We start from the raw sequence: 24,083 nt of genomic DNA, 5'->3' as shown, positions 1-24,083 counted from the left end.
TTGAGGAACAAGCCACATGGTTGAACTCGCTCTCCCCAAGAACTCGCAGATGACGGAAGGCAAGGTCTGGCCGAAGCCTGCCGGCGCGACCAACGTTCGCGAATATCGCATCTATCGCTGGAACCCGGATGACGGCGCCAATCCGCGCATCGATACCTTCTATATCGATGTTGACGATTGCGGCCCGATGGTGCTCGACGGTCTGCTCTACATCAAGAACAAGATCGACCCGACGCTGACCTTGCGCCGCTCCTGCCGCGAAGGCATCTGCGGCTCCTGCGCCATGAACATCGACGGCACCAACACGCTCGCCTGCACCAAGGGCATGGACGAGGTGAAGGGCGCAGTGAAGGTCTATCCGCTGCCGCACATGCCGGTTGTGAAGGACCTGGTTCCCGACCTCACCAACTTCTACGCCCAGCACCGCTCGATCGAGCCCTGGCTGAAGACGGTATCGCCGACGCCGGCCAAGGAATGGAAGCAGAGCCACGAGGACCGCCTCAAGCTCGACGGCCTCTACGAGTGCATTCTGTGCGCCTGCTGCTCGACTTCCTGTCCGAGCTATTGGTGGAACGGCGACCGTTACCTCGGTCCGGCGGTTCTGCTGCAGGCCTATCGCTGGCTGATCGATAGCCGCGACGAAGCGACCGGTGAGCGCCTCGACAACCTCGAGGATCCCTTCCGCCTCTATCGTTGCCACACGATCATGAACTGCGCCCAGGCCTGTCCGAAGGGCCTGAACCCGGCCAAGGCGATCGGCGAGATCAAGAAGATGCTGGTCGAGCGTCGCGTCTGATCGGTCGGACCGGAGATGAAGTTTTGGAAACGGCGGGCCATGGCTCGCCGTTTTCTGTTTTGCCCCTCTCCAGGGCGGCGGACAATTCGTGATTGTGCCGGCGCGGGAGAGGTGGGTTGCCGGTCGGAGGTGAGGATACCTGACGAGGCCGTGGCCGCGCGATCCGGCCGTTCGGACGTTTCAATCCTGCAACAGGTCGCCAGGAATCGTCGTCCCTTGATTTGTCAGGTGGATTTGCTGTATTTCGGCCTATATTATCGCGTTGCATCATGGTTCGCGGACACGAACAGGAGTAGGGATATGCGGGTAATTCATGCGGCGGCGGGGCTGGCGGTTGTGCTTGCGCTGACCGGATGCCAACGGACGTCGATGGGCGGTTTCAGCTCCCAGGACGCCTCGCCCGCTCCCATCCAGGCAGCACCGGTTCCGTCGGTTTCGTCGAACCAGCTTCCGGCGCCGACCGGAAACACCTCACAATTCCCGGCTGCACCGACGAGCGGCACGGCGATGCCCGGTACGGTTCAGCAGCCCGGCACGCAGGTCGCTGCGGCGGCGGGCGGCGGACTTGACGTCACCAAGGAATCGATGGTCGGCAACTGGCGTGTTTCGAGCGCCGGCAGCTCCTGCGACATGTTCCTGACGCTCACCAATCTCGGTTCCGGTTCGCGCGGCGGCACTCGCGGCTGCGCCGGCGAGCTGACGACCATGGGCTCCTGGGAAGTGGCCGGCAAGCAGGTGGTCCTCAAGGATCGCAACGGCAATGCCATCGCTCGCCTCTACAAGACGGCCGACGCCCGTTTCGACGGCTCGACCAATGGCGGCCAGCCGGTCAGCCTCAGCCGCTGAGGCCTCTCCAGCCCGGTCTCGTGCCGGGCTTTTGTTTTCCGTCCCATCTCGGGTGAGACGTGCTCAATCCTGACGACAGCATTTACCGCAAGCTCGAAGCGCTCGTCGCGAGCGGCGAGCGCAAGCGTGACCCCGCGCAGTTTACGATCGCCCGGCGGTTCGATCACCTCTCCGCCGAGCTGCTCGCCAGCCGTCCGTCGCGCAAGACCAATGCGCTCGGCTGGCTGTTTGCCTCGCGCAAGAAGGACCATCCGCCGGTCAAGGGTCTCTACATCCACGGGGGTGTCGGGCGCGGCAAGACCATGCTGATGGACATGTTCTTCGACGCGGTGCCGATCCAGCGCAAGCGCCGGGCGCATTTCCACGAGTTCATGGCCGATGTGCACGAGCGCATCTACAAGCACCGGCAAAAGCTGAAGAACGGCGAGACCAAGCAGGCCGACCCGATCCCGCCGGTCGCCTCGGAACTCTTCGGTGAAGCGCGGCTGCTCTGCTTCGACGAGTTCACCGTAACCGATATCGCCGATGCGATGATCCTCGGCCGCCTGTTCGGCGAACTCTTCGCCAAGGGCTGCGTGCTGGTCGCGACCTCGAACGTCGCGCCCGACGATCTCTATCGCGACGGCCTCAACCGCGGCTTGTTCCTGCCCTTCATCGATCTCCTGAAGGCGAATGCCGAGGTCATCTCGCTGGACACGGACACCGACTACCGGCTGACGAAGACCGATGGCAGCCCGGTGTGGCTCTCGCCGCTCGGGCCCGAGGCCGATGCGGCGATGGCGAAGGCCTGGGCCCATGAGACCGCCAATGCACCGGCCGCTCCGGCGGAGGTGCCGCGCAAGGGGCGCAAGATCCCCGTGCCGGCCGCGTCCGGAAAGAGTGCGCGCTTCAATTTCGCCGACCTCTGCCAGCAACCGCTTGGGGCTGCGGACTATCTGGCGATCCTCGAGCGCTATTCGACGATCTTCGTCGACCATGTGCCGCATCTCGGTCCGCACATGCGCAACGAGACCAAGCGGTTCATCCTCTTGGTCGACACGCTCTACGACAACGGTGCCCGGCTCTTTGCCTCGGCCGCGGCGCAACCGCAGGATCTGCTGACCCAGAAGAAGGGCACGGAAGGCTTCGAATTCGACCGTACGGTTTCGCGGCTGATCGAGATGCAAAGCGAGGAATATGCCGCCGCGCACCCCGCCAATATTGCTGTTTCGTGACGTGATCGTGGCGAAAACTCTTACGTTTACGTAAGAATTTTATGATCTAACCGATTGAAATTACTTCGCCAAAAAGTATCGATTGATATTTTAACGTTTGCCGTTTAATGGCTTGCGGCGAAGGTTTGGCGTTTGCCGCGTTCCAGGCCTCGATCAGATTTGGGATCACAAAGGAAGCACTTTCATGGCGCGCAACAAGATCGCACTTATCGGTTCAGGGATGATTGGTGGTACGCTGGCACATCTCGCCGGCCTGAAGGAACTGGGCGACATCGTCCTCTTCGACATCGCCGACGGCATTCCGCAGGGCAAGGGTCTCGACATCGGTCAGTCCTCCCCGGTCGAAGGCTTCGACGTGAACCTGACCGGTGCCAGCGACTACTCCGCCATCGAAGGCGCCGACGTTTGCATCGTCACCGCCGGCGTTGCCCGCAAGCCGGGCATGAGCCGCGACGACCTGCTCGGCATCAACCTCAAGGTCATGGAGCAGGTCGGCGCCGGCATCAAGAAGTATGCCCCGAACGCCTTCGTCATCTGCATCACCAACCCGCTCGACGCCATGGTGTGGGCGCTGCAGAAGTTCTCGGGCCTGCCGAAGAACAAGGTCGTCGGCATGGCCGGCGTTCTCGACAGCTCGCGCTTCCGCCTGTTCCTGTCCCAGGAATTCAACGTTTCGGTCCAGGACGTCACCGCCTTCGTTCTTGGCGGCCACGGCGACACCATGGTACCGCTCGCCCGTTACTCGACGGTTGCCGGCATTCCGCTGACCGACCTCGTGCAGATGGGTTGGGTCACCAAGGAGCGCCTGGAAGAAATCATCCAGCGCACCCGTGACGGCGGCGCCGAAATCGTCGGTCTGCTCAAGACCGGTTCGGCCTACTACGCACCGGCCGCTTCGGCGATCGAAATGGCCGAGGCCTACCTGAAGGACAAGAAGCGCGTTCTGCCTTGCGCTGCGCACCTGACCGGCCAGTACGGCGTCAAGGACATGTATGTCGGCGTTCCGACCGTCATCGGTGCCGGCGGCGTCGAGCGCATCATCGAAATCGATCTCAACAAGGCCGAGAAGGAAGCGTTCGACAAGTCCGTCGCTTCGGTCGCCGGTCTTTGCGAAGCCTGCATCGGCATTGCGCCGAGCCTGAAGCAGTAATCGCGTCCCGCTGAGCGGACGCTCCGTCGCCGCTCGGCCTCTTTGTTTTTGCCGCATTGGTGCGGGTAGGTGCCCCCACCTGCCCGCACAATGCTCCAGACAGGAAAAACACCATGAACATTCATGAATACCAGGCCAAGGCTCTCCTGAAGAGCTACGGCGCACCGGTCGCGGAAGGTGTCGCGATCTTCTCGGCTGACGAAGCTGAAGCCGCTGCAAAGTCGCTCCCGGGCCCGCTCTACGTGGTCAAGAGCCAGATCCATGCCGGCGGCCGCGGTAAGGGCAAGTTCAAGGAACTGTCCGCCGACGCCAAGGGCGGCGTTCGTCTTGCCTTCTCGATCGACGAAGCCAAGGCTCATGCCAAGGAAATGCTCGGCAACACGCTCGTCACCGCCCAGACCGGCCCGGCCGGCAAGCAGGTGAACCGCCTCTACATCGAGGACGGCGCCGACATCGAACGCGAACTCTATCTGTCGCTGCTCGTCGACCGCTCGGTCGGCCAGGTTGCCTTCGTCGTTTCGACGGAAGGCGGCATGGACATCGAGGCTGTTGCGCACGACACGCCGGAAAAGATCGTCAACGTCGCGATCAACCCGGAAGCCGGCGTCACTGCCGCTGATCTTTCCAAGCTCACGGCGGCCCTGAAGCTCGAAGGCGAAGCCAAGGCTGACGCCGAAAAGCTCTTCCCGATCCTTTACAGGGCCTTTGTCGAGAAGGACATGAGCCTGCTCGAGATCAACCCGCTGATCGTCATGAAGAATGGCCGCATGCGCGTTCTCGACGCCAAGGTTTCGTTCGACGGCAACGCGCTGTTCCGCCACGACGACATCAAGGCGCTGCGCGACGAAACCGAAGAAGACGCCAAGGAAATCGAGGCCTCGAAGTGGGATCTCGCCTATGTCGCGCTCGACGGCAACATCGGCTGCATGGTCAACGGCGCCGGCCTCGCCATGGCGACGATGGACATCATCAAGCTCTACGGCAAGGAGCCGGCGAACTTCTGCGACGTCGGCGGCGGCGCCGGCAAGGAGAAGGTTGCGGCTGCCTTCAAGATCATCACGGCCGACCCGAAGGTCGAGGGCATCCTCGTCAACATCTTCGGCGGCATCATGAAGTGCGATGTCATCGCTGAAGGCGTCGTTGCGGCCGTGCAGGAAGTCGGCCTCAAGGTTCCGCTGGTTGTTCGTCTCGAAGGCACGAATGTCGAGCTTGGCAAGAAGATCCTGAACGAATCCGGCCTGGCGATCACCGCCGCCGACGATCTGGACGATGCTGCCAAGAAGATCGTCGCCGCGATCAACGGCTAACTGAAGGACCACCTCATGTCGATTCTCGTTAACAAGAACACCAAGGTCCTCGTTCAGGGCCTGACCGGCAAGACCGGCACCTTCCATACCGAACAGGCGCTTGCCTATTACGGCACGCAGATGGTCGGCGGTATCCACCCGAAGAAGGGCGGCGAAACCTGGACCGGTTCCAAGGGCGAAACCCTGCCGATCTTCGCCTCGGTTGCCGAAGGCCGTGAGAAGACCGGTGCGGACGCATCCGTGATCTACGTTCCGCCGGCAGGCGCCGCGGACGCGATCATCGAGGCGATCGACGCGGAAATCCCGTTCATCACTTGCATCACCGAAGGCATCCCGGTCGCCGACATGGTGCGCGTCAAGGCTCGCCTCGACCGCTCCAAGTCGCGCCTGCTCGGCCCGAACTGCCCCGGTATCCTGACGCCGGAAGAATGCAAGATCGGCATCATGCCGGGCTCGATCTTCCGCAAGGGTTCGGTCGGTATCGTCTCGCGCTCCGGCACACTGACCTATGAAGCCGTGTTCCAGACCTCCAACGAGGGCCTCGGCCAGACGACGGCTGTCGGCATCGGCGGCGACCCGGTCAAGGGCACCGAGTTCATCGACGTGCTCGAGATGTTCCTGGCCGACGAAGCCACGACCTCGATCATCATGATCGGCGAAATCGGCGGCTCGGCCGAAGAGGATGCTGCACAGTTCCTCATCGACGAAGCCAAGAAGGGCCGCAAGAAGCCGATGGCCGGCTTCATCGCGGGCCGTACCGCGCCGAAGGGCCGCACCATGGGTCACGCCGGCGCTGTCGTTTCCGGCGGCAAGGGCGATGCGGAATCCAAGATTGCAGCGATGGAGCAGGCAGGCATCCGCGTGTCGCCTTCGCCGGCTCGTCTCGGCAAGACGCTCGTCGAAGTCCTCAAGGGCAGATCGCAAGACCTCTGACCGGGGCGGAGCGATCCGGCCCGGTCAATCTGCAGTCCGCGTGTTTCCTTGGCTGATTGAAGATCAGGATACGCGGCAATGAAGTGCCACGGTGACCCGCCGCGTCCTCGAGGATGCGCGGCATCGTAGGAAAAAGGCCCGGCGCCCGGACGCGCCGAACGAACATGAACGACCGGGATACCCGGCAACCCAACTTCAGTCAGGAGGCGGACAGATCAGTCCGCGTGAGACCATGACAAGGCAAGAGGCCAACGAGCAATTCCAGCTCACTTCGTTTCTGGACGGCGCCAACGCCGCCTATATCGAGCAGCTCCATGCACGCTACGAGGCGGACCCGGCGTCCGTGTCGGCCGAATGGCAGGCCTTCTTCAAGGCGCTCGCCGACCGGCCGGAAGATGTGGTGAAGGCAGCCAAGGGCGCCTCCTGGAAAAAGAACAACTGGCCGATCCCGGCCAATGGCGAACTGGTCTCGGCGCTCGATGGTGACTGGGGCACGGTCGAAAAGGTCATCGAGAAGAAGGTCAAGGCGAAGGTTGAGGAAACGGCTGCCGCCACCGGTACCGTTGCCAGCGCCGCCGACATCCACCAGGCGACGCGCGATTCCGTCCGCGCCATCATGATGATCCGCGCCTACCGCGCCCGCGGCCACCTGCATGCCAAGCTTGACCCGCTCGGCCTCGCTGCCGCGGTTGAGGACTACAACGAGCTGTCGCCGTCGAACTACGGTTTCGAGGACAAGGATCTCGACCGCAAGATCTTCATCGACAACGTGCTCGGCCTCGAATACGCGACCGTTCGCGAGATGGTCGAAATTCTCGAGCGCACCTACTGCTCGACGATCGGCGTCGAGTTCATGCACATGTCCAACCCGGAAGAGAAGGGCTGGATCCAGGAGCGCATCGAAGGTCCGGACAAGGGCGTCGACTTCACCCCCGAAGGCAAGAAGGCAATCCTGCAGAAGCTGATCGAGTCGGAAGGCTTCGAGCAGTTCATCGACGTCAAGTACAAGGGCACCAAGCGCTTTGGTCTCGACGGCGGCGAATCGCTCATCCCGGCGCTCGAGCAGATCATCAAGCGTGGCGGCCAGGAAGGCCTCAAGGAAATCGTTCTCGGCATGGCCCACCGCGGCCGTCTGAACGTGCTTTCCCAGGTCATGGCAAAGCCCCACCGCGCCATCTTCCACGAGTTCAAGGGCGGCTCCTACGCACCTGACGACGTCGAAGGTTCGGGCGACGTGAAGTACCACCTCGGTGCGTCCTCGGACCGCGAATTCGACGGCAACAAGGTTCACCTGTCGCTGACGGCGAACCCGTCGCACCTGGAAATCGTCAACCCTGTGGTCATGGGCAAGGCCCGCGCCAAGCAGGACCAGATGGCGACCGTGTTCGAAGGCGACATCATTCCGCTGCGCGAACGCTCCAAGGTCATGCCGCTGCTGCTGCACGGTGACGCGGCCTTCGCCGGCCAGGGCGTCATTGCCGAAATCCTCGGCCTTTCCGGTCTGCGCGGCCACCGCGTTGCCGGTACGGTTCACTTCATCATCAACAACCAGATCGGCTTCACCACCAATCCGGCCTTCTCGCGCTCGTCGCCCTATCCGTCCGACGTCGCCAAGATGATCGAAGCGCCGATCTTCCACGTCAACGGCGACGATCCGGAAGCGGTCGTCTACGCGGCCAAGATCGCCACCGAATTCCGGATGAAGTTCCACAAGCCTGTCGTCATCGACATGTTCTGCTACCGCCGCTTCGGCCACAACGAAGGCGACGAGCCGGCGTTCACGCAGCCGAAGATGTACAAGGTCATCCGCGGCCACAAGACGGTCGTCCAACTCTATTCGGACCGACTGATCGCCGAAGGCCTGATCTCCGAAGGCGAAGTCGAAAAGATGAAGGCCGACTGGCGCGCCCACCTCGAGCAGGAGTTCGAGGCCGGCCAGTCCTACAAGCCGAACAAGGCCGACTGGCTCGATGGTGCCTGGTCTGGTCTGCGCTCGGCCGACAACCAGGACGAACAGCGCCGCGGCAAGACCTCGGTACCGATGAAGCAGCTGAAGGAGGTCGGCCGCAAGATCTCCGAGATCCCGGCAGGCTTCAACGCGCACCGCACGATCCAGCGCTTCATGGAAAACCGCGCCAACATGATCCAGACCGGCGAAGGCGTCGACTGGGCCATGGCTGAAGCGCTCGCATTCGGCACGCTCTGCGTCGAGGGCACCAAGATCCGCCTGTCGGGCCAGGACTGCGAACGCGGTACCTTCTCGCAGCGCCACTCGGTTCTCTACGATCAGCAGTCCGAAGAGCGCTACATCCCGCTCGCCAACCTGTCGCCGACCCAGGCGCGTTACGAAGTCATCAACTCGATGCTTTCGGAAGAGGCGGTTCTCGGCTTCGAATACGGCTACTCGCTCGCTCGTCCGAACGCGCTGACCCTCTGGGAAGCCCAGTTCGGCGACTTCGCCAACGGTGCGCAGGTCGTCTTCGACCAGTTCATCTCGTCGGGCGAACGCAAGTGGCTGCGCATGTCGGGTCTCGTCTGCCTGCTGCCGCACGGCTATGAGGGCCAGGGTCCGGAGCACTCGTCGGCTCGCCTCGAGCGCTTCCTGCAACTTTGCGCCGAAGACAACATGCAGGTCGCCAACGTCACGACGCCGGCGAACTACTTCCACATCCTGCGCCGCCAGGTGAAGCGCGACTTCCGCAAGCCGCTGATCCTGATGACGCCGAAGTCGTTGCTGCGTCACAAGCGTGCGGTCTCAAGCCTGTCGGAAATGGCCGGCGAGAGCTCGTTCCACCGCCTGCTGTGGGACGACGCCGAGGTGATCAAGGATGGCCCGATCAAGCTGCAGAAGGACTCCAAGATCCGTCGCGTCGTGCTCTGCTCGGGCAAGGTCTACTACGACCTGCTCGAAGAACGCGAAAAGCGCGGCATCGACGACATCTACCTGCTGCGCGTCGAACAGCTCTATCCGTTCCCGGCCAAGGCGCTCATCAACGAGCTCAGCCGTTTCCGCAACGCGGAGATGGTCTGGTGCCAGGAAGAGCCGAAGAACATGGGCGGCTGGTCGTTCATCGACCCGTACCTGGAATGGGTTCTCGCCCATATCGACGCCAAGTATCAGCGCGTGCGCTACACCGGCCGTCCGGCCGCTGCATCGCCGGCGACGGGCCTGATGTCGAAGCACCAGGCGCAGCTTGCCGCCTTCCTCGAGGACGCGCTGGGGGGCTGATGCTCCCCTCGCTCTGAGCCAATAGAAACAGATATCTGATCAACGGAACAAAAATCATGGCAACAGAAATCCGCGTTCCCACCCTTGGCGAATCCGTCAGCGAAGCGACCGTCGGCACCTGGTTCAAGAAGGTCGGCGACGCCATCAAGGCCGATGAACCCCTGCTCGAACTCGAAACAGACAAGGTGACGATCGAGGTTCCGGCGCCGGCCGCAGGCACGCTCTCTGAAATCGTCGCGCAGGCCGGCGAGACCGTCGGTCTCGGCGCGCTGCTCGGCCAGATCGCTGCAGGTGCCGCCGGCGCCGCTGCGGCTCCGGCTGCTGCCGCTGAAAAGAAGGCCGAGCCGGCTGCTGCCGCTCCGGCTGCCCCGGCTGCTGTTGCAGCACCTGCCGCCTCGTCGATGCCGCCGGCACCGTCGGCCGGCAAGCTGCTTGCCGAAAACAATCTCTCGGCCGACCAGGTCGACGGCTCCGGCAAGCGTGGCCAGGTGCTGAAGGGCGATGTGCTTGCTGCCGTTGCCAAGGGCATCTCGACCCCGGCCGCGTCCGAGCCGGCCAAGGTCCAGGCCCGTGCACCTTCGACGGCGGAAGACGTCGTTCGCGAAGAGCGCGTCAAGATGACCCGCCTGCGCCAGACGATCGCCCGTCGCCTCAAGGACGCGCAGAACACTGCTGCCATGCTCACCACCTACAACGAGGTGGACATGAGCGCCGTCATGTCGCTGCGCAACAAGTACAAGGACATCTTTGAAAAGAAGCACGGCGTGAAGCTCGGCTTCATGGGCTTCTTCACCAAGGCCGTCACCCACGCGCTGAAGGAAATCCCGGCCGTCAACGCCGAGATCGACGGCACCGACATCATCTACAAGAACTACTGCCACATCGGCGTCGCCGTCGGCACGGACAAGGGTCTTGTCGTTCCTATCGTTCGCGATGCCGACCAGATGTCGATCGCCGAGGTCGAAAAGGACATCGGCCGTCTCGGCAAGGCTGCCCGTGACGGCGCGCTGTCGATGGCCGACATGCAGGGCGGCACCTTCACCATCTCCAACGGTGGCGTCTACGGCTCGCTGATGTCCTCGCCGATCCTCAACGCACCGCAGTCGGGCATCCTCGGCATGCACAAGATCCAGGAGCGTCCGGTCGCCATCGGCGGCCAGGTCGTCATCCGTCCGATGATGTACCTCGCGCTCTCCTACGATCACCGCATCGTCGACGGCAAGGAAGCCGTGACCTTCCTCGTCCGCGTCAAGGAAAGCCTGGAAGATCCGGAACGTCTGGTTCTCGATCTCTAATATCCGCAAGCGGCGGGGGGCTCTTTGGCGCCCCCGCCGATCGCCGTGTGCAAGCACGCGCGGCGAAGACTGTCTCTGCGGCCTGGCCGGGGAGGGTGGCCCTCGGGGCCGATGATGCCGATCCGAACCGCTCCTGCGATTGCGAGGGATGATGGAAGCCGCTGCAGCGTCGACTGAAATCTGGGTGCTTGGCTGGAGCGTGGTATTCCTGATCGCGCATATCCTGGTGCAGGCGCTGTCGCTCGATCTGTCCGGCGATTTCACGATCAAATACCTGCTCGGCCCGCGCGACGAGCAACGGGCGCCCAAGAGCGTGGTGTCCGGTCGTCTGCTGCGCTCGCTTCACAACATGCTGGAGACCTATCCGGCCTTCGTCGCTCTGGCCCTTGCGCTGGCGATGACCGGCAAGACCGGTGGTCTTGGCGCCATCGGTGCGGCGACCTGGCTTCTGGCGCGGGTGGTTTACACCGGCCTCTACGTGGCCGGCGTTCCGGTTCTGCGTACCCTCGTCTGGTTCGTGTCGATCATCGCGCTTGTGCTGATGGTCGTCAGGCTCATGGCATAGCATCCCGGCGACAAGGCAAGAGGAGACTGGCATGGCATTCGGACCCGACGTTCCGCCGATCCAGGCGCATATCTGCGTCAAGGACGGGCTTGCCGCCATCGCTTTTTACGAGAAGGCGCTCGGTGCGGTGAACACCTTCCACGCGATGGCCGAGGACGGCAAGCGCGTCATGCACGCCAATCTGGCGATCCACGGCGGCGAAGTGATGCTGCACGACGAGTTCCCCGAATTCGGCGGCAGCGTGCTGTCGCCCAACACGATCGGCGGCACCGGTGTCGCGATCAGCATCAACCTGGCGAAGCCGGCCGACGTCGACGCTGCCTATGACCGGGCGATGGCCGCCGGGGCATCGACAGTTCTGGAGCCGCAGGATACCTTCTGGCACGCACGCTACGCGCGCATAAAGGATCCCTTCGGCCACGTCTGGGCCTTCAACGCACCGGTCGCAAACCCATGAGCCAGTATTTTTTCGAACTCGCATCGCTGATGGCGATCTTCGCCTTCGCCATCGTCTCCCCCGGCGCCGATCTCGCCATGGTCATGCGCCAGTCGATCGTGCATGGCCGCCGTCCGGCGATCATCACGTCCTTCGGCATCGGCACGTCGCTGATGTTCCATGTGACCTACACGATCCTCGGCCTCGGGCTGATCATTTCGCAGTCGATCTATCTGTTCAACATCGTCAAGTGGTGCGGCGTCGCTTACCTGATCTATATCGGCATCAAGGCGCTGCGCGCCGGCCAGACGGAGATCAGGGTCGACCACACGGAAGGCAGCGCGTCGGCCAAGGGCCAGTCGGCGGCCAAGGCCTTCGGCCTCGGCTTTGCCGCCAACGCGCTCAACCCCAAGCCGGTGTTCTTCTTCCTGTCGATCTTCTCGACGGTCGTTCACGCCCATACGCCGATGATGATCAAGTTCGGTTACGGCCTTGTCATGGCGACCTGCCTGATCGCGTGGTTCGTCGGCGTCAGCATGTTCATGACGACGCCGCGCATGCGCGCCGCCTTCACTCGCGCCAGCAAGTGGATCGACCGCGCCAGCGGCGTGGTGTTCATCGCGCTCGGCCTCAAGCTTGCGACGGAGAAGGCTGTCTGATCATGCGCTCCGGTCGTCTCCTTTCAGCCCTGTTCGGCCTTGTCTTTGCTGCGCCGGCGATCGCCGCCGACTGCAAGCAGTCGCACGCGATCTACGGCGACCGCGACGGGGGCTATGAACTGCGCTTCGAGCCGGTCGGATCGGCGAGTGCGGCGACCAGCAACCACTTCAAGGTGGCGGTGCTGAAGCCCGGCCTGCTGCTCGACGGCGTCGTGATGCCGGCGGGCGAACCGGAGCGGGCGACCGGGCTGATCATGCACAATTGCCCGGAGGGGGATGCGACCGGCGAGGAGCTGCGTGCCTGCACGGTGTGGCAGGGTGTCGTCTACGCGCTCGACAAGGCCGGCGCGATCAGCGAGATCCCGCAGGAGACCGAGACGGCGGCCGAGCAACTGCTGCTTCCCGATTTCGGGCCGTCGCTTCGCGCGTCGACCGCCTGGGGCAAGGGCAAGGCTGAAGCCGACAGCTGGGATGCGTTCACCTTCAAGGGATGCGCCGCATGAGCGCTGGCCCTGTTCTCCTCGTGACCGGCGGCAGCCGCGGCATCGGCGCGGCGATCTGCCTTGGCGCCGCAAAAGCCGGCTGGCGGGTCGCCGTCAACTATGCGTCGAACCGCGATGCGGCCGATGCGGTCGTCGGCGCGATAGAGCGGGCCGGCGGCACGGCGATCGCGGTTCAGGGCGATGTCGGCTCCGAGGCGGATATCCAGGCGATCTTTGCGGCTGTCGATGCCGCCTTCGGTCGGCTGGACGGTCTCGTCAACAATGCCGGCATTGTCGGCCCGACCGAACGGGTCGACGAAATGTCGCCCGAACGGCTTGAACGCATGTTCCGCATCAACGTCACCGGTTCCATCCGCTGTGCAGCGGAAGCCGTCCGGCGCATGTCGACACGTTACGGGCACCACGGCGGCGTCATCGTCAACATCTCCTCGGTCGCTGCCACGCTCGGCTCGCCAGGACAATATGTCGACTATGCCGCCTCGAAAGGTGCGATTGACACGTTCACCGTCGGCCTTGCGCGCGAGGTCGCGACCGAGGGCATCCGCGTCAACGCGATCCGCCCCGGCATCATCGATACCGAGATCCATGCCTCCGGCGGCCTGCCGGACCGGGCGCGTGATCTCGCCTCCACCATTCCCGTTCAGCGACCCGGCACGGCCGAGGAAGTCGCTGACGCGGTTCTCTACCTCCTGTCGGATAAGGCGACTTATGTGACGGGGGCAATTCTCAATGTCAGCGGCGGACGGTAACCGTCCTGAAGGAAGGATATTCTAATGGCTTATGATCTCATCGTTATCGGCAGCGGCCCCGGCGGCTATGTCTGCGCCATCAAGGCGGCCCAGCTCGGCCTGAAGGTTGGCGTCGTCGAGAAGCGCGCCACCTACGGCGGCACCTGCCTCAACATCGGCTGCATCCCGTCGAAGGCGCTGCTGCATGCTTCCGAGGTGTTCCATCAGGTCGCTCACGGCGTCGATACGCTTGGTGTCGAAGTCGCAGCGCCGAAGCTCAACCTCGAAAAGATGATGGCGCACAAGGACGCGACCGTTAAGGCCAATGTCGACGGCGTCTCGTTCCTGTTCAAGAAGAACAAGATCGACGGCATCCAGGGCACCGGCAAGGTGCTCGGCCAGGGCAAGGTCTCCGTCACCAACGACAAGGGCGAGGAACAGATCCTCGAAACCAAGAACATCGTCATCGCCACCGGCTCCGACGTTGCCGGCATTCCGGGCGTCAAGGTCGACATCGACGAGAAGGTCATCATCTCGTCCACCGGCGGCATCGCGCTCGAAAAGGTTCCGGCCAACATGATCGTCGTCGGCGGCGGTGTCATCGGTCTCGAGCTCGGCTCGGTCTGGGCCCGTCTCGGCGCCAAGGTCACCGTTGTCGAGTATCTCGATTCGATCCTCGGCGGCATGGACGGCGAAGTCTCCAAGCAGTTCCAGCGCATGCTGGCCAAGCAGGGCATGGACTTCAAGCTCGGCGCCAAGGTGACCGGCGTCGTCAAGGACGGCAAGGGCGCCAAGGTGACCTTCGAGCCGGTCAAGGGCGGTGACGCCGTGACGCTCGATGCCGACGTGGTGCTGATCGCCACCGGCCGCAAGCCCTACACCGACGGTCTTGGCCTTGCGGAAGCGGGCGTCGTCATGGACCAGCGCGGCCGCGTCGAGATCGACAATCACTTCCAGACGAGCGTCGCCGGCGTCTTCGCGATCGGCGACGTCGTTCGCGGCCCGATGCTCGCCCACAAGGCGGAAGACGAAGGTGTTGCCGTTGCCGAGATCCTCGCTGGCCAGGCCGGTCACGTGAACTATGACGTGATCCCCGGGGTCGTCTACACCCAGCCGGAAGTCGCCTCGGTCGGCAAGACCGAGGAAGAGCTGAAGGCTGCGGGCGTTGCCTACAAGGTCGGCAAGTTCCCGTTCACCGCCAATGGCCGCGCGCGGGCGATGCAGGTTACCGACGGTTTCGTCAAGATCCTCGCCGACAAGGAAACCGACAAGGTGCTCGGCGGCCATATCGTCGGCTTCGGCGCCGGCGAAATGATCCACGAGATCGCCGTCCTGATGGAATTCGGCGGTTCGTCAGAAGACCTCGGCCGCACCTGCCACGCGCACCCGACCATGTCGGAAGCGGTCAAGGAAGCGGCACTTTCGACGTTCTTCAAGCCGATCCACATGTAAGGATCCTGCAGGGGGCTGCGATCACGCCGCCCCCTGTTTCCGGCCGCGTTTCCTGCGTGCCGGCTGGCCCTTGTGGCCATTGCTCACCTCTGTCGCGTCAGCGCCCGCTGACATTGTCGCCATCGGCATTCCTGTTCGCCAAGCGACCGTATCATTCTTCTGAAGCAGACCTGAGGGCGTGGAAACGCTCCTCGAACTCGCGCCTCAGGCTGCGCCGTGCCTCGGCAGCGCGCTGCCGGCGTTTGCGGTCGGCCGTGTCGGTGACAAGGGTCGGAACCGGTGTCGGGCTGCCGTCGGCATCGACGGCGACCATGGTAAAATAGCAGGAATTGGTGTGGCGGCGTTCGCCGCTGCGGATGTTTTCGGCCTCGACCCGGATGCCGATTTCCATCGAGGTGCGGCCGGCATTGTTGACGGCTGCACGGAAGGTGACGAGCTCGCCGACATGGATCGGCTGGCGGAAGGTGACCTGGTCGACCGAGAGTGTCACGGCATATTGCTGCGAATAGCGCGAGGCACATGAGAAGGCGACGCGATCGAGGAGATTGAGCAGCGCGCCGCCATGGACCTTGCCGCTGAAGTTCGCCATATCCGGCGTCATCAGCACGACCATTTCGAGTTCGCGTGTGTCGTAGCTGGTTTCCATTGTCCATCTCCAGATTTGCAGCGTTCCGCCTGAGTTATGCAGCTTGTCGGAGCGAAGGGAAGGGGCGGAGTGGGGGCTCTCGACGAGGGGATGTGACGATTGGCCCGAGGGCTGCGACAAGCGGTCTTCTGTCCAGGCACGGGGGAGGGCGCAATCATGTCCGAAAGGACAGACGACGCGCGCGTCAGGAGGAAAGAGGAAAGATGAAACCGAGAGCCGTGGCCATATCGTTGCCGAGCCGGCACCTACCGGATGCTGATTGGGCCGACCGCTTCGAGCTTGCGCTTGACGGCAAGGGCGTGACCGCGGCCGAAGCCGCCGAACGTTCGCTTGGCCGGTCGCCGCGGTGGGTCCGCGTGCTGCTAGGCCTGCGCAACCGCATCGTCTCGGTCGTCGGCCTGAAGTCGGCGGCGCCCTCCAGCCGCCTGGGGCTGATCGGGGCGTTTCCTGTCGTATCGAAGAGCGATGACGAAGTGGTGCTCGGCTTCGACGACAAGCATCTCGATTTCCGCATCGTCGTCGATGTCAGGGCGGGATCCGCGGTTAACCAGATCGTCGGCGTCACCACGCTCGTGCGCAGGCACAACACGCTCGGACGGGTTTACCTCATGGCCGTTACGCCGTTTCACAAGGCGATCGTGCCGACACTTCTTTCGCGGGTGGCAGGTCCCTAAGCCCGGACTTCGGTTTTCAGCCCGGACAAAAGCAGGTCGAGATTGTCGCGTGCGCTGGTGAGGCGCAGGGCCGGATCGTCCGCCTCGGCAATCCAGAGCGCCGCGTCGGTGAGCGCGCCATTGATCAGCCGCGCCAATGTCTCGGCGTCTCCTTTCCGCACGACGCCGACGGCCATCATCGCCGAAAGCCTGGCGGCAAGCGAGGCGAGGCATTGGCGCCGGCTCGGTTCCAGCACGCTCGCGCCGAGTACGGCCGGGGAATCCTTCAAGACGATCTGCCGGATTTCCGGTTCGAGCGCCATCTCCAGATAGAGCCTGCAGCGGCGCACGAAGCCGTCCCACGGGTCCGGGGTCGCGGAGGCTGCGTCGAGCCGTGTATCCATCTCGCCGTCCAGGGTCTCCACGACCGCACGCAGCAGGCCCTTCTTGTCGCCGAAGTGATGATAGAGCGCGCCGCGCGTGAGCCCGGCGGCGGCGGTGAAATCGTCCATCGACGTCTGCGCGTAGCCGCTTCGGGTGAACGCTTCCCGGGCAGCGGCGATCAGCTTTGCTCTCGTTTCCGCGATCATGTCGCTGCGCGCGCGCCTTGTCATCGGCAACTCCATTTGCATACGGTGCGTATGTTAATTGACATGCGTGGCGTATGTCAATATCACTTGCATACGCTGCGTATGTTAATGCGACGGCGCTAAAACACCCATTGCAGGAGCTTCCATGGCCAATCCCTACGCACAGATCTTTGCCGCCAAAGGCACGGTGGGCTTCACCCTGGCGGGATTGGTGTCACGCCTGCCGCTGTCGATGATGGGCATCGGCATCATCACCATGCTCGCCCAGTCCCGCGGCAGCTATGGCTTGGCCGGCGGTGTGGCCGCCGCCTTCACGCTGGCCTCGGCACTGCTGGCGCCACAGGTTTCCCGACTCGTCGATCGCTTCGGCCAGAGCCGCGTGCTGCCGGTTGCCGCCGCGCTCAGCCTGCTCGGCACGTCGGCCCTCCTCGCCTCGACCCATTGGCGGGCGCCGGACTGGACGCTCTTCGTCTTTGCAGTTCTTGCCGGGTGCACGCCGAGCATGTCGGCAATGACCCGGGCGCGGTGGACCGAGCTCTATCGCGGCCGCCCGGAGCTCAAGACCGCCTTTTCGCTCGAATCGGTTTTCGACGAGATCTGCTTCATCGTCGGCCCGCCCATCGCAGTGGGCTTAAGCGTCGGTCTGTTTCCCGAGGCCGGGCCGCTGGCCGCCGCTGCGTGCCTCGCTATCGGGGTCACCGCCTTCGTCCTGCAGAAGGGCACCGAGCCACCGGTCAAGCCGGCGGAGACGATGGCGCCCGGTTCGGTCCTTCGCTACCCTGCGCTGCGCGTCCTGATCGTCGCGCTTGCCGGCATGGGCGTGATCGTCGGCACGATCGACGTGGTCAGCGTCGCCTTTGCCGAGGCCGAAGGGCGACCGGCGGCAGCGAGCCTCGTGCTCTCCCTCTATGCGCTCGGTTCCTGCATCGCCGGCCTGGCGTTCGGTGCGATCAGGATCGGCCTGCCTTTGGCGAAGATGTTCCTGATCGGGGCGGGCATGACGGCCGCTACCACATTGCCGCTGCTCTTTGCCGGCGGGATCGGCAGCCTTGCGACGATGATGTTCGTTTCGGGCGTGTTTTTTGCGCCGACGATGATCGTCGCCTTGAGCATCGGCGAAACCGCCGTGCCGCCGTCGAAGCTGACGGAAGGGCTGACCTGGTTGACCACGGGCCTCGGGATCGGGGTTGCGGCGGGTGCCGCGGTGTCAGGGGGCGTGGTCGCGCGCTTCGGCGTGTCTGCCGGCTTCACCATTGCGCTCGCCGCTGGTGTCCTGATCCTTGGCGCTGCGTTCTGGGGGTATCGCAGCCTGTCCCGGATCGAGGGCGATGGTGCCACCGCGGGCGCAGCCGAAGTCGTTTCGCGCGCCGGTGCGCAGGGCTGAGGCGAGAGTATCGTGCCGGCAGCGTCCGTTGCCGGCCTGTCCGTCAGTTGGCGCGCGTGACCGTAAAGCCCTGGCCGCGCAGCAGTTCGACCAGGCCTTCCTTGCCCGGCAGGTGCAGTGCGCCGACGGCCATGAAGGCGCCGCCGTCCTTCAGGATCGGTTGGGCGCGCGTCGCCATGGTTTTGTTGCGGTCGACGATGATGCGCTGCTCGAAGTCGGCATAGCCGAAATCCTCGGCGCTCTTGTCCGACACGGCTTTCATCATCGGCATGATCATGCCGGTGTCGCCGGAGAGATAGAGATCGGTCATCGTCGCGAAGACGTCGTCGATGGTCTTACCGAGCGCGAGCGTCTCGATGAGGGCGCGCAGGTGCAGTTCGGTCGGCAGCGAGTCCATGGCGGCGAGCTGTTCGACCAGCGTTTCCAGGCCCTTCAGCGTCTTGCCCTGACTGACGGCATCCTCGGCGATCTTCTTGTCGAGGAAGGAGGCGCCCGCGGCCTTGCGGCTCATTTCGCAGGCGGGCAGCGCGACGAAGCTCGCGATCATCCAGGGCTTCATGCGTGAAACCAGGGGCAACGGAATGCCGCGTGCCTTGAGGCCGGTTTCGAGCTGTTCGCGGTCGCCGGGCTTCAGGAAGTCTGCGATCGTCTTGTTGTCCGGAAGCATGGTGAGATCGGGGCGCATCAGGATCGCGGCGGCCGACTTCTTCTCGTCGATGATCTCGTCCGATTCGACGATGACGGTCGAGGCTGCCTCGAAGGCGGCGGGCGCCTCGGTCGGCAGGGCCAGCACGCGCGGATCGGTGACATGCATCGTGCCGAGCAGCCAGGACGGCGCGACGCCGTCCTTCTCGATCTTCCAGAAGATGCCCTTGCTGTTCGGGATGGCGGCGGCTTCCGCTTCGAGCGCGGCCAGTTTCGTCGGATCGGATTTTGCAAGCGCGGTCAGAACGTTCGTGCCGCCGCATTCCACCTCTGCAGCATCGGCCTCGGCGACAAAGACGAGAGCGACGATGAGGCAGGCGGCGAGCAGGACATGCAGCAGGGCGACCAGCCAAAGTGCGCCGTCGGCGAGCCGTGCAAGCGGGTGCCGCGGCAGGTTTTGCTGAGGTCTCGCAAAGGCGGTCATCGTTCTTCCCTGACAGTCGCATGGTCGATAACCGACCCTAGGCCCGGGCCGGTCACGGCTTCCTTAACGGGCATGGTTAATCCGCCCTTTCGCCAAAAATCAGGCGCGCGGGTGGGCGCGGTCGTAGATCTCCAGAAGCCGCGCCGAATCGACGCCGGTATAGACCTGGGTGGTCGACAGGCTGGCATGGCCGAGCAGTTCCTGAATGGTCCTGAGATCGCCGCCGCCGGCCAGCAGATGCGTGGCGAAGGAGTGGCGCAACGCATGCGGCGTTGCGGTCTCGGGCAGGCCGAGCGCGCCACGCAGCTTCTGCATTTCACGCTGGATGATCGCCGGCTGCAGCTTGGCGCCGCGCGCGCCCAGGAACAGCGGCGCATCGGCGGCGATCTGGTACGGGCAGAGCTTCAAATAGGTGGCGACCGCCGCACGCGCCGCTCCGATCAGCGGCACGATCCGGGTCTTGTCGCCCTTGCCGACGATGCGCAGCGACGTGGGTGCGCCGGAAAATTCCGACGGCGTGAGGCCGAGCGCCTCGGAAATGCGCAGGCCGCAGCCATAGAGCAAGGTCAGCACCGCTGCATTGCGCGCGGCGATCCAGGGCTCCTCGGCAAGCTGCGCCTGCGACGTTACGACAGTCAGCGCGTCACGATCGGTGAGCGGCTTCGGCAGGGATTTAGGTTGCTTGGGCGAGCGCACCGCGGCCGCACCGGCCGCATTGGCAAGGCCGTTGCGTTCGAGATAGCGCAGGAAAGAGCGAAGCCCGGCCAGCCCGCGGCCGAGCGTGCGGGCGCCGGCGCCGCCCTTGCGACGCTGGGCGAGGAAGCCGCGAAGGTCGGCTGGCCTCAGTGTACGGATGTCGGAAAGCCGCGGCGGCCCGGCGAGATGGCCGGTGAGGAATGTCAGGAATTGCCGGGTGTCGCGCTCATAGGCCTCGACGGTGTTGTCGGAGAGGCGGCGCTCCCGCATGAGCCCGTCGAGCCAGCGCTGACGCTCGGCAAGTAGCTCCGGATGGCCGATGACGAGGAGCTCGTTCATTGTCGCTTTCCATTGATGGTCCGCCCGCGACAATGCCCTGGCGCGTCTTAGGTTTTTGCTAATGCACCCTTGGAATTTGTCATTCTTCGATCATATAGAATTGCGATGGTCAGCCGCAAACAAACGGATCGGACTATGGCGGGACGGGATTCGGTGAACGGAATCGCGCATTTTGCTGAAGTGATCGCCCTGGTCTCCCAGGGGCAGCCTGGCCACATCGTCGACACCCTGATCGCGGAGCGTGGTCAGCGGATCGTCAAGAGCCCGCTCTGGCCGCTCATGCGGCCTTTTCTCTATACGCTGCTGAATTACCGCAAGGCGCACGAGTTTGCCGATGCGGTCGCCAACATGCCGGGTTTCCAGGCCTTCGAGCATCTGAGTTCGCTGCTCTCGCTGGAGGTGCGGGTCGACCGGGCCGAGCGCATTCCTGCCAAGGGTGGCTTCCTGCTCGTCAGCAACCACCCGACCGGCATTGCCGACGGGATCGCCGTCTTCGATCTCTTGAAGAGCCGGCGGCCGGACATGATGTTCTTCGCCAATCGCGATGCGATCCGCGTCAATCCGCGTTTCGTCGAAATGGTCATACCGGTCGAATGGCGTGAGGAACACAAGAGCAAGCTGAAGGCGCGCGAGACGCTACAGGTGACCAACCGGGCGATCGGCGAGGGCAAGGCGACCGTGCTCTTTCCTTCCGGACGCATCGCCTATTGGGCCGATGGCTGCCTCAACGAGCGGCCATGGAAGACGTCGGCCGTGGGCTTCGCGCGCAAATACGGCCTGCCGATCCTGCCGGTGCATATGAGCGCCCGCAATTCCGGCCTGTTCTACTGGTTCGCCAAATGGTCGACCGAACTGCGCGACATGACCGTGTTCCACGAGCTGCTGAACAAGAAGGGCGATCTCTTCGACTTTCGCATCGGCAATCTCATCCCGCCGGAGGCGCTGGATGGCGAAGCGGGCGAGGTGACGAAGGCGCTGGAAAGGCACACGGTCTTCGATCTGGCGAACGACGCCGACGCGGCGTTTGAGCCCAGGCTGCAATTGGCGACCGCGCTCTAGCGACCGTCGTGGCCCACGCAAACGCTGTCGGGCTTCACCCCGCGCGGCGGATCGGCTAGGTCTGAGCCATGCAGCTTCAATCCATGTTTGCAGAAAACTACCGTTCACTGAGGTCGATCCGCATGGATCTGACCGGGGTCAACCTGTTCATCGGCGAAAACGGCGTCGGCAAGTCCAATCTCTATCGGGCGCTTCAACTCGTGCAAGCCGCCACGCGCGGCACCTTGGCGCGCGAGATTGCCGAGGAGGGGGGCATGTCCTCGGCGCTCTGGAGCGGCCGCCGCCGCGCCGACAAGCCGGCGCGCATAAGGCTCGAAACCGAGCTTCTGGACGAGGAGCGCGCGATTACCTTCCGTTACCGCATCGAGGCGGGACTGTGTCCACCCGTAGCCGCGGCTGGTTTCGCCTATGAGCCGCAGGTCAAGGAAGAGGAGCTGACGGTCGAAAGCGGCCGCCGCCCGGTGACGATGATGAAGCGATCCGGCCCCGGCATCTTCGTGCGCGGCGACCGCGGGCGGATGGAGGATTATCCGGAGCAGGCGCTGACGTCCGAAACGGCGATCTCTCTGCTCGGCGACGCCGGCCATTATCCGGAGGTCGGCACCTTCCGCCGTGCAGTCGAGCAGTGGCGCTTCTTTCACGGCTTCCGCACCGACCGCGATTCGCCGTTACGGCTCCCCTGCCTTGCGGTGACCGCGCCGATGCTCGATGAGACCGGCGTCAATATGGCGGCCGTCTTTGCAACGCTGCGCCACACGCGCGAGGATACGGTCGACCTCGACCGGGCGGTTGCCGACGCGTTCGGCGGCGCTTACCTCGATGTTCCCGAACCGGGCCAGTTCGCCGAGTTTTCGCTGGTCTTTCCGGATTTTCCGAGCCGGCCGTTTTCGCCGCGCGAGCTCTCCGACGGGCAGATGCGTTTCCTGGCGCTGGCGGCCGCACTGCTTTCCTATCGTCGCCCGCGCTTCATCGCGCTCAACGAGCCGGAGACGAGCCTGCATCCGGACATGCTGCCGGCGCTTGCCGACATGATCGTCAGCGCTTCCAGGGAGAGCCAGATCTGGATCGTCACCCATTCGGAAAGACTGGCGGAAGAAGTGCGCCAGCGCTCCGGTATCCGTCCGCGCCGGGTGATCCGCAAAGACAGCGCCACCTGGATCGACGGCATGCGGCTGACAGGGCTGTTGGACGACGACGAGTAGGCAACAAAAAACCCCGCATCGCTGCGGGGTTTTTTGTTCATTCCCGAAACAATCAGGCGATCTTCTGGCCGGTCTTGGCCCAGTCGGCCAGGAAGGTTTCGAGGCCCTTGTCGGTCAGCGGGTGCTTGACCAGCGCCTTCAGCGTTGCCGGCGGCGCGGTGACGACGTCGGCGCCGATGAGGGCGGCTTCCTTGACGTGGTTGACCGTGCGGATCGAGGCCGCGAGGATTTCGGTCTCGTAGCCGTAGTTGTCGTAGATGTGGCGGATCTCGCGGATCAGGTCCATGCCATCGAACGCGATGTCGTCGAGGCGGCCGACGAAGGGCGAGATGAAGGTGGCGCCGGCCTTTGCGGCAAGCAGTGCCTGGTTGGCCGAGAAGCACAGGGTCACGTTGGTCTCGTGGCCGTCCGAGGTCAGCGCCTTGCAGGCCTTCAGGCCGTCGAGCGTCAGCGGCAGCTTGATGCAGATGTTGTCGGCGATCTTCGCGAGAACGGCCGCTTCCTTCATCATCTCGGCATATTCGGTCGCGGTCACTTCAGCCGAAACCGGGCCGTCGACGATCGAGCAAATTTCCTTGGTGACTTCGGTGATGTCGCGGCCCGACTTCAGGATCAGCGACGGGTTGGTGGTGACGCCATCGAGAAGGCCGAGATCGTTCAGCTCGCGGATTTCCTTGACGTCGGCGGTATCAACGAAAAATTTCATGGGGTCACTCCCTTGGGGCACGATTGCCGTTCGGCGCATATCTACCGGGGAGGAATTCCGTTGGCAGAGATCGCGCGCGTTGAAACTCTGGTGGAACCGTGACAAACCCTGCGGCCTGCAAGGCTGCGGTTCGCAGCGCAGTTTTCTTTAACCGAAACACGTGGCAAGGTCACGGCAAAATGACTCGCGATTCAACCGATTTATTCGGCGATTTGCTCGGGCCCGTTTCGGCCCGTCGCGTCGTGCCGGTCCTGGTGCCCATGCCGGCGCCGAAAGCCTATTCCTATGCGGTTCCCGACGGCATGGCGGTCGAGCCGGGCTCGATCGTGCAGGTGCCGCTCGGCCCCCGCCTCGTCGTCGGCGTGGTCTGGGATGGCGACGATGACGGGAGCGTTGACGCCAAGAAACTCAAGACGATCGAGAAGGCTTTCGACTGCCCGCCGCTGACGCGCGACATGCGGACCTTTCTCGATTGGGTTGCCGCCTACACCGTCACGCCGCCGGGGCTGGTCGCGCGCATGGCGCTTCGCGCACCCGCCGCGTTCGATCCCGAGCCGATGGTGGAG

23 protein-coding genes and 1 pseudogene are annotated in these 24,083 nt (G+C 64.0%); 19 read left to right on the top strand and 5 right to left on the bottom strand.

What is annotated here, in order from left to right; genetic code table 11:
- Nucleotides 1-16: 16 nt before the first annotated feature.
- From L981_RS08590 to lpdA, 14 genes are all read left to right on the top strand, one after another.
- Entirely contained in the window at nt 17-796 is a 780-nt protein-coding gene (locus tag L981_RS08590) for a succinate dehydrogenase iron-sulfur subunit (protein ID WP_034802573.1), read from the top strand.
- Nucleotides 797-1,096: 300 nt separating this feature from the next.
- Nucleotides 1,097-1,642, top strand: a complete 546-nt coding sequence (locus L981_RS08585) for a protease inhibitor Inh/omp19 family protein (RefSeq protein WP_043613967.1) — start codon at nt 1,097-1,099, stop codon at nt 1,640-1,642.
- Nucleotides 1,643-1,701: 59 nt separating this feature from the next.
- Nucleotides 1,702-2,856, top strand: a complete 1,155-nt coding sequence (zapE, locus tag L981_RS08580; protein WP_043613964.1) for a cell division protein ZapE — start codon at nt 1,702-1,704, stop codon at nt 2,854-2,856.
- Between the two features lie 184 nt (nt 2,857-3,040).
- Nucleotides 3,041-4,006, top strand: a complete 966-nt coding sequence (mdh, locus tag L981_RS08575) for a malate dehydrogenase (RefSeq protein ID WP_034802565.1) — start codon at nt 3,041-3,043, stop codon at nt 4,004-4,006.
- A gap of 113 nt (nt 4,007-4,119) precedes the next feature.
- Entirely contained in the window at nt 4,120-5,313 is a 1,194-nt protein-coding gene (sucC, locus tag L981_RS08570; RefSeq protein WP_043613962.1) for an ADP-forming succinate--CoA ligase subunit beta, read from the top strand.
- Between the two features lie 15 nt (nt 5,314-5,328).
- A complete protein-coding gene (sucD, locus tag L981_RS08565) occupies nt 5,329-6,246 on the top strand; it encodes a succinate--CoA ligase subunit alpha (protein WP_043613959.1) in 918 nt (305 codons plus the stop codon).
- Between the two features lie 232 nt (nt 6,247-6,478).
- Entirely contained in the window at nt 6,479-9,475 is a 2,997-nt protein-coding gene (locus L981_RS08560; RefSeq protein ID WP_043613956.1) for a 2-oxoglutarate dehydrogenase E1 component, read from the top strand.
- Between the two features lie 56 nt (nt 9,476-9,531).
- The gene (odhB, locus tag L981_RS08555) at nt 9,532-10,770 is read left to right on the top strand and encodes a 2-oxoglutarate dehydrogenase complex dihydrolipoyllysine-residue succinyltransferase (protein WP_043613954.1); all 1,239 of its coding nucleotides are present in this window, start codon (nt 9,532-9,534) and stop codon (nt 10,768-10,770) included.
- A 151-nt stretch (nt 10,771-10,921) separates the two neighbouring features.
- Nucleotides 10,922-11,335: an MAPEG family protein gene (locus L981_RS08550; protein ID WP_043613952.1), complete on the top strand. Its 414-nt coding sequence runs from the start codon at nt 10,922-10,924 to the stop codon at nt 11,333-11,335.
- A 31-nt stretch (nt 11,336-11,366) separates the two neighbouring features.
- Nucleotides 11,367-11,792: a VOC family protein gene (locus L981_RS08545; RefSeq protein WP_043613949.1), complete on the top strand. Its 426-nt coding sequence runs from the start codon at nt 11,367-11,369 to the stop codon at nt 11,790-11,792.
- On the top strand, nt 11,789-12,430 hold the full coding sequence (locus tag L981_RS08540; RefSeq protein ID WP_043613946.1) for a LysE family translocator: 642 nt from the start codon (nt 11,789-11,791) through the stop codon (nt 12,428-12,430). Before L981_RS08545 ends, L981_RS08540 begins: the two co-directional genes overlap by 4 nt.
- A gap of 2 nt (nt 12,431-12,432) precedes the next feature.
- Entirely contained in the window at nt 12,433-12,933 is a 501-nt protein-coding gene (locus L981_RS08535; protein ID WP_043613943.1) for a hypothetical protein, read from the top strand.
- The gene (locus L981_RS08530; protein ID WP_043613989.1) at nt 12,930-13,682 is read left to right on the top strand and encodes an SDR family oxidoreductase; all 753 of its coding nucleotides are present in this window, start codon (nt 12,930-12,932) and stop codon (nt 13,680-13,682) included. The genes L981_RS08535 and L981_RS08530 overlap by 4 nt, the downstream gene beginning before the upstream one ends.
- Before the next feature lie 24 nt (nt 13,683-13,706).
- Nucleotides 13,707-15,113 carry a dihydrolipoyl dehydrogenase gene (gene lpdA / locus L981_RS08525; RefSeq protein ID WP_043613940.1) on the top strand — a complete coding sequence of 469 codons (1,407 nt, stop codon included), beginning with the start codon at nt 13,707-13,709 and terminating at the stop codon, nt 15,111-15,113.
- A gap of 151 nt (nt 15,114-15,264) precedes the next feature.
- On the opposite strand, the gene L981_RS08520 is transcribed toward lpdA, so the two are convergent.
- Nucleotides 15,265-15,759, bottom strand: coding sequence for an acyl-CoA thioesterase (locus tag L981_RS08520; RefSeq protein ID WP_034802542.1), 495 nt, complete (start codon nt 15,757-15,759; stop codon nt 15,265-15,267).
- 203 nt (nt 15,760-15,962) lie between these two features.
- On the opposite strand from L981_RS08520, the gene L981_RS08515 reads away from it, so the two are divergent.
- Nucleotides 15,963-16,433: a DUF2867 domain-containing protein gene (locus L981_RS08515; protein ID WP_043613936.1), complete on the top strand. Its 471-nt coding sequence runs from the start codon at nt 15,963-15,965 to the stop codon at nt 16,431-16,433.
- Here the strand turns inward: L981_RS08515 and L981_RS08510 are convergent.
- Nucleotides 16,430-17,026: a TetR/AcrR family transcriptional regulator gene (locus tag L981_RS08510; RefSeq protein ID WP_043613934.1), complete on the bottom strand. Its 597-nt coding sequence runs from the start codon at nt 17,024-17,026 to the stop codon at nt 16,430-16,432. The two genes, L981_RS08515 and L981_RS08510, sit on opposite strands and share 4 nt — an antisense overlap.
- Nucleotides 17,027-17,147: 121 nt before the next feature.
- Here L981_RS08510 and L981_RS08505 point away from each other — a divergent pair, with 121 nt between their 5' ends.
- A complete protein-coding gene (locus L981_RS08505; protein ID WP_082005944.1) occupies nt 17,148-18,386 on the top strand; it encodes an MFS transporter in 1,239 nt (412 codons plus the stop codon).
- A gap of 43 nt (nt 18,387-18,429) precedes the next feature.
- Here the strand turns inward: L981_RS08505 and L981_RS08500 are convergent, their stop codons facing one another.
- Both L981_RS08500 and L981_RS08495 read right to left on the bottom strand, forming a co-directional pair.
- A complete protein-coding gene (locus L981_RS08500; RefSeq protein ID WP_043613931.1) occupies nt 18,430-19,515 on the bottom strand; it encodes a TraB/GumN family protein in 1,086 nt (361 codons plus the stop codon).
- A 99-nt stretch (nt 19,516-19,614) separates the two neighbouring features.
- Nucleotides 19,615-20,550 carry a tyrosine recombinase XerC gene (locus tag L981_RS08495; RefSeq protein WP_043613929.1) on the bottom strand — a complete coding sequence of 312 codons (936 nt, stop codon included), beginning with the start codon at nt 20,548-20,550 and terminating at the stop codon, nt 19,615-19,617.
- Between the two features lie 135 nt (nt 20,551-20,685).
- Here L981_RS08495 and L981_RS08490 point away from each other — a divergent pair, with 135 nt between their 5' ends.
- The gene (locus tag L981_RS08490) at nt 20,686-21,609 is read left to right on the top strand and encodes a GNAT family N-acetyltransferase (protein WP_043613926.1); all 924 of its coding nucleotides are present in this window, start codon (nt 20,686-20,688) and stop codon (nt 21,607-21,609) included.
- Nucleotides 21,610-21,677: 68 nt separating this feature from the next.
- Nucleotides 21,678-22,811, top strand: coding sequence for an AAA family ATPase (locus tag L981_RS08485; protein WP_043613923.1), 1,134 nt, complete (start codon nt 21,678-21,680; stop codon nt 22,809-22,811).
- A gap of 52 nt (nt 22,812-22,863) precedes the next feature.
- Here L981_RS08485 and fsa read toward each other — a convergent pair whose 3' ends face one another.
- Complete coding sequence (gene fsa, locus L981_RS08480; protein ID WP_043613920.1) at nt 22,864-23,517, bottom strand: fructose-6-phosphate aldolase; 654 nt, start codon at nt 23,515-23,517, stop codon at nt 22,864-22,866.
- A 179-nt stretch (nt 23,518-23,696) separates the two neighbouring features.
- Between fsa and L981_RS08475 the strand changes: the two are divergent.
- Nucleotides 23,697-24,083, top strand: a pseudogene (locus tag L981_RS08475) (primosomal protein N'); the annotation flags it as partial.

This window comes from Ensifer sp. ZNC0028 (assembly GCF_000799055.1).
In the GTDB taxonomy this organism is placed as follows: domain Bacteria; phylum Pseudomonadota; class Alphaproteobacteria; order Rhizobiales; family Rhizobiaceae; genus Ensifer.
The sequence above is the reverse complement of the archived record's forward strand: the minus strand, read 5'-3'. Positions and strand labels throughout refer to the sequence as shown.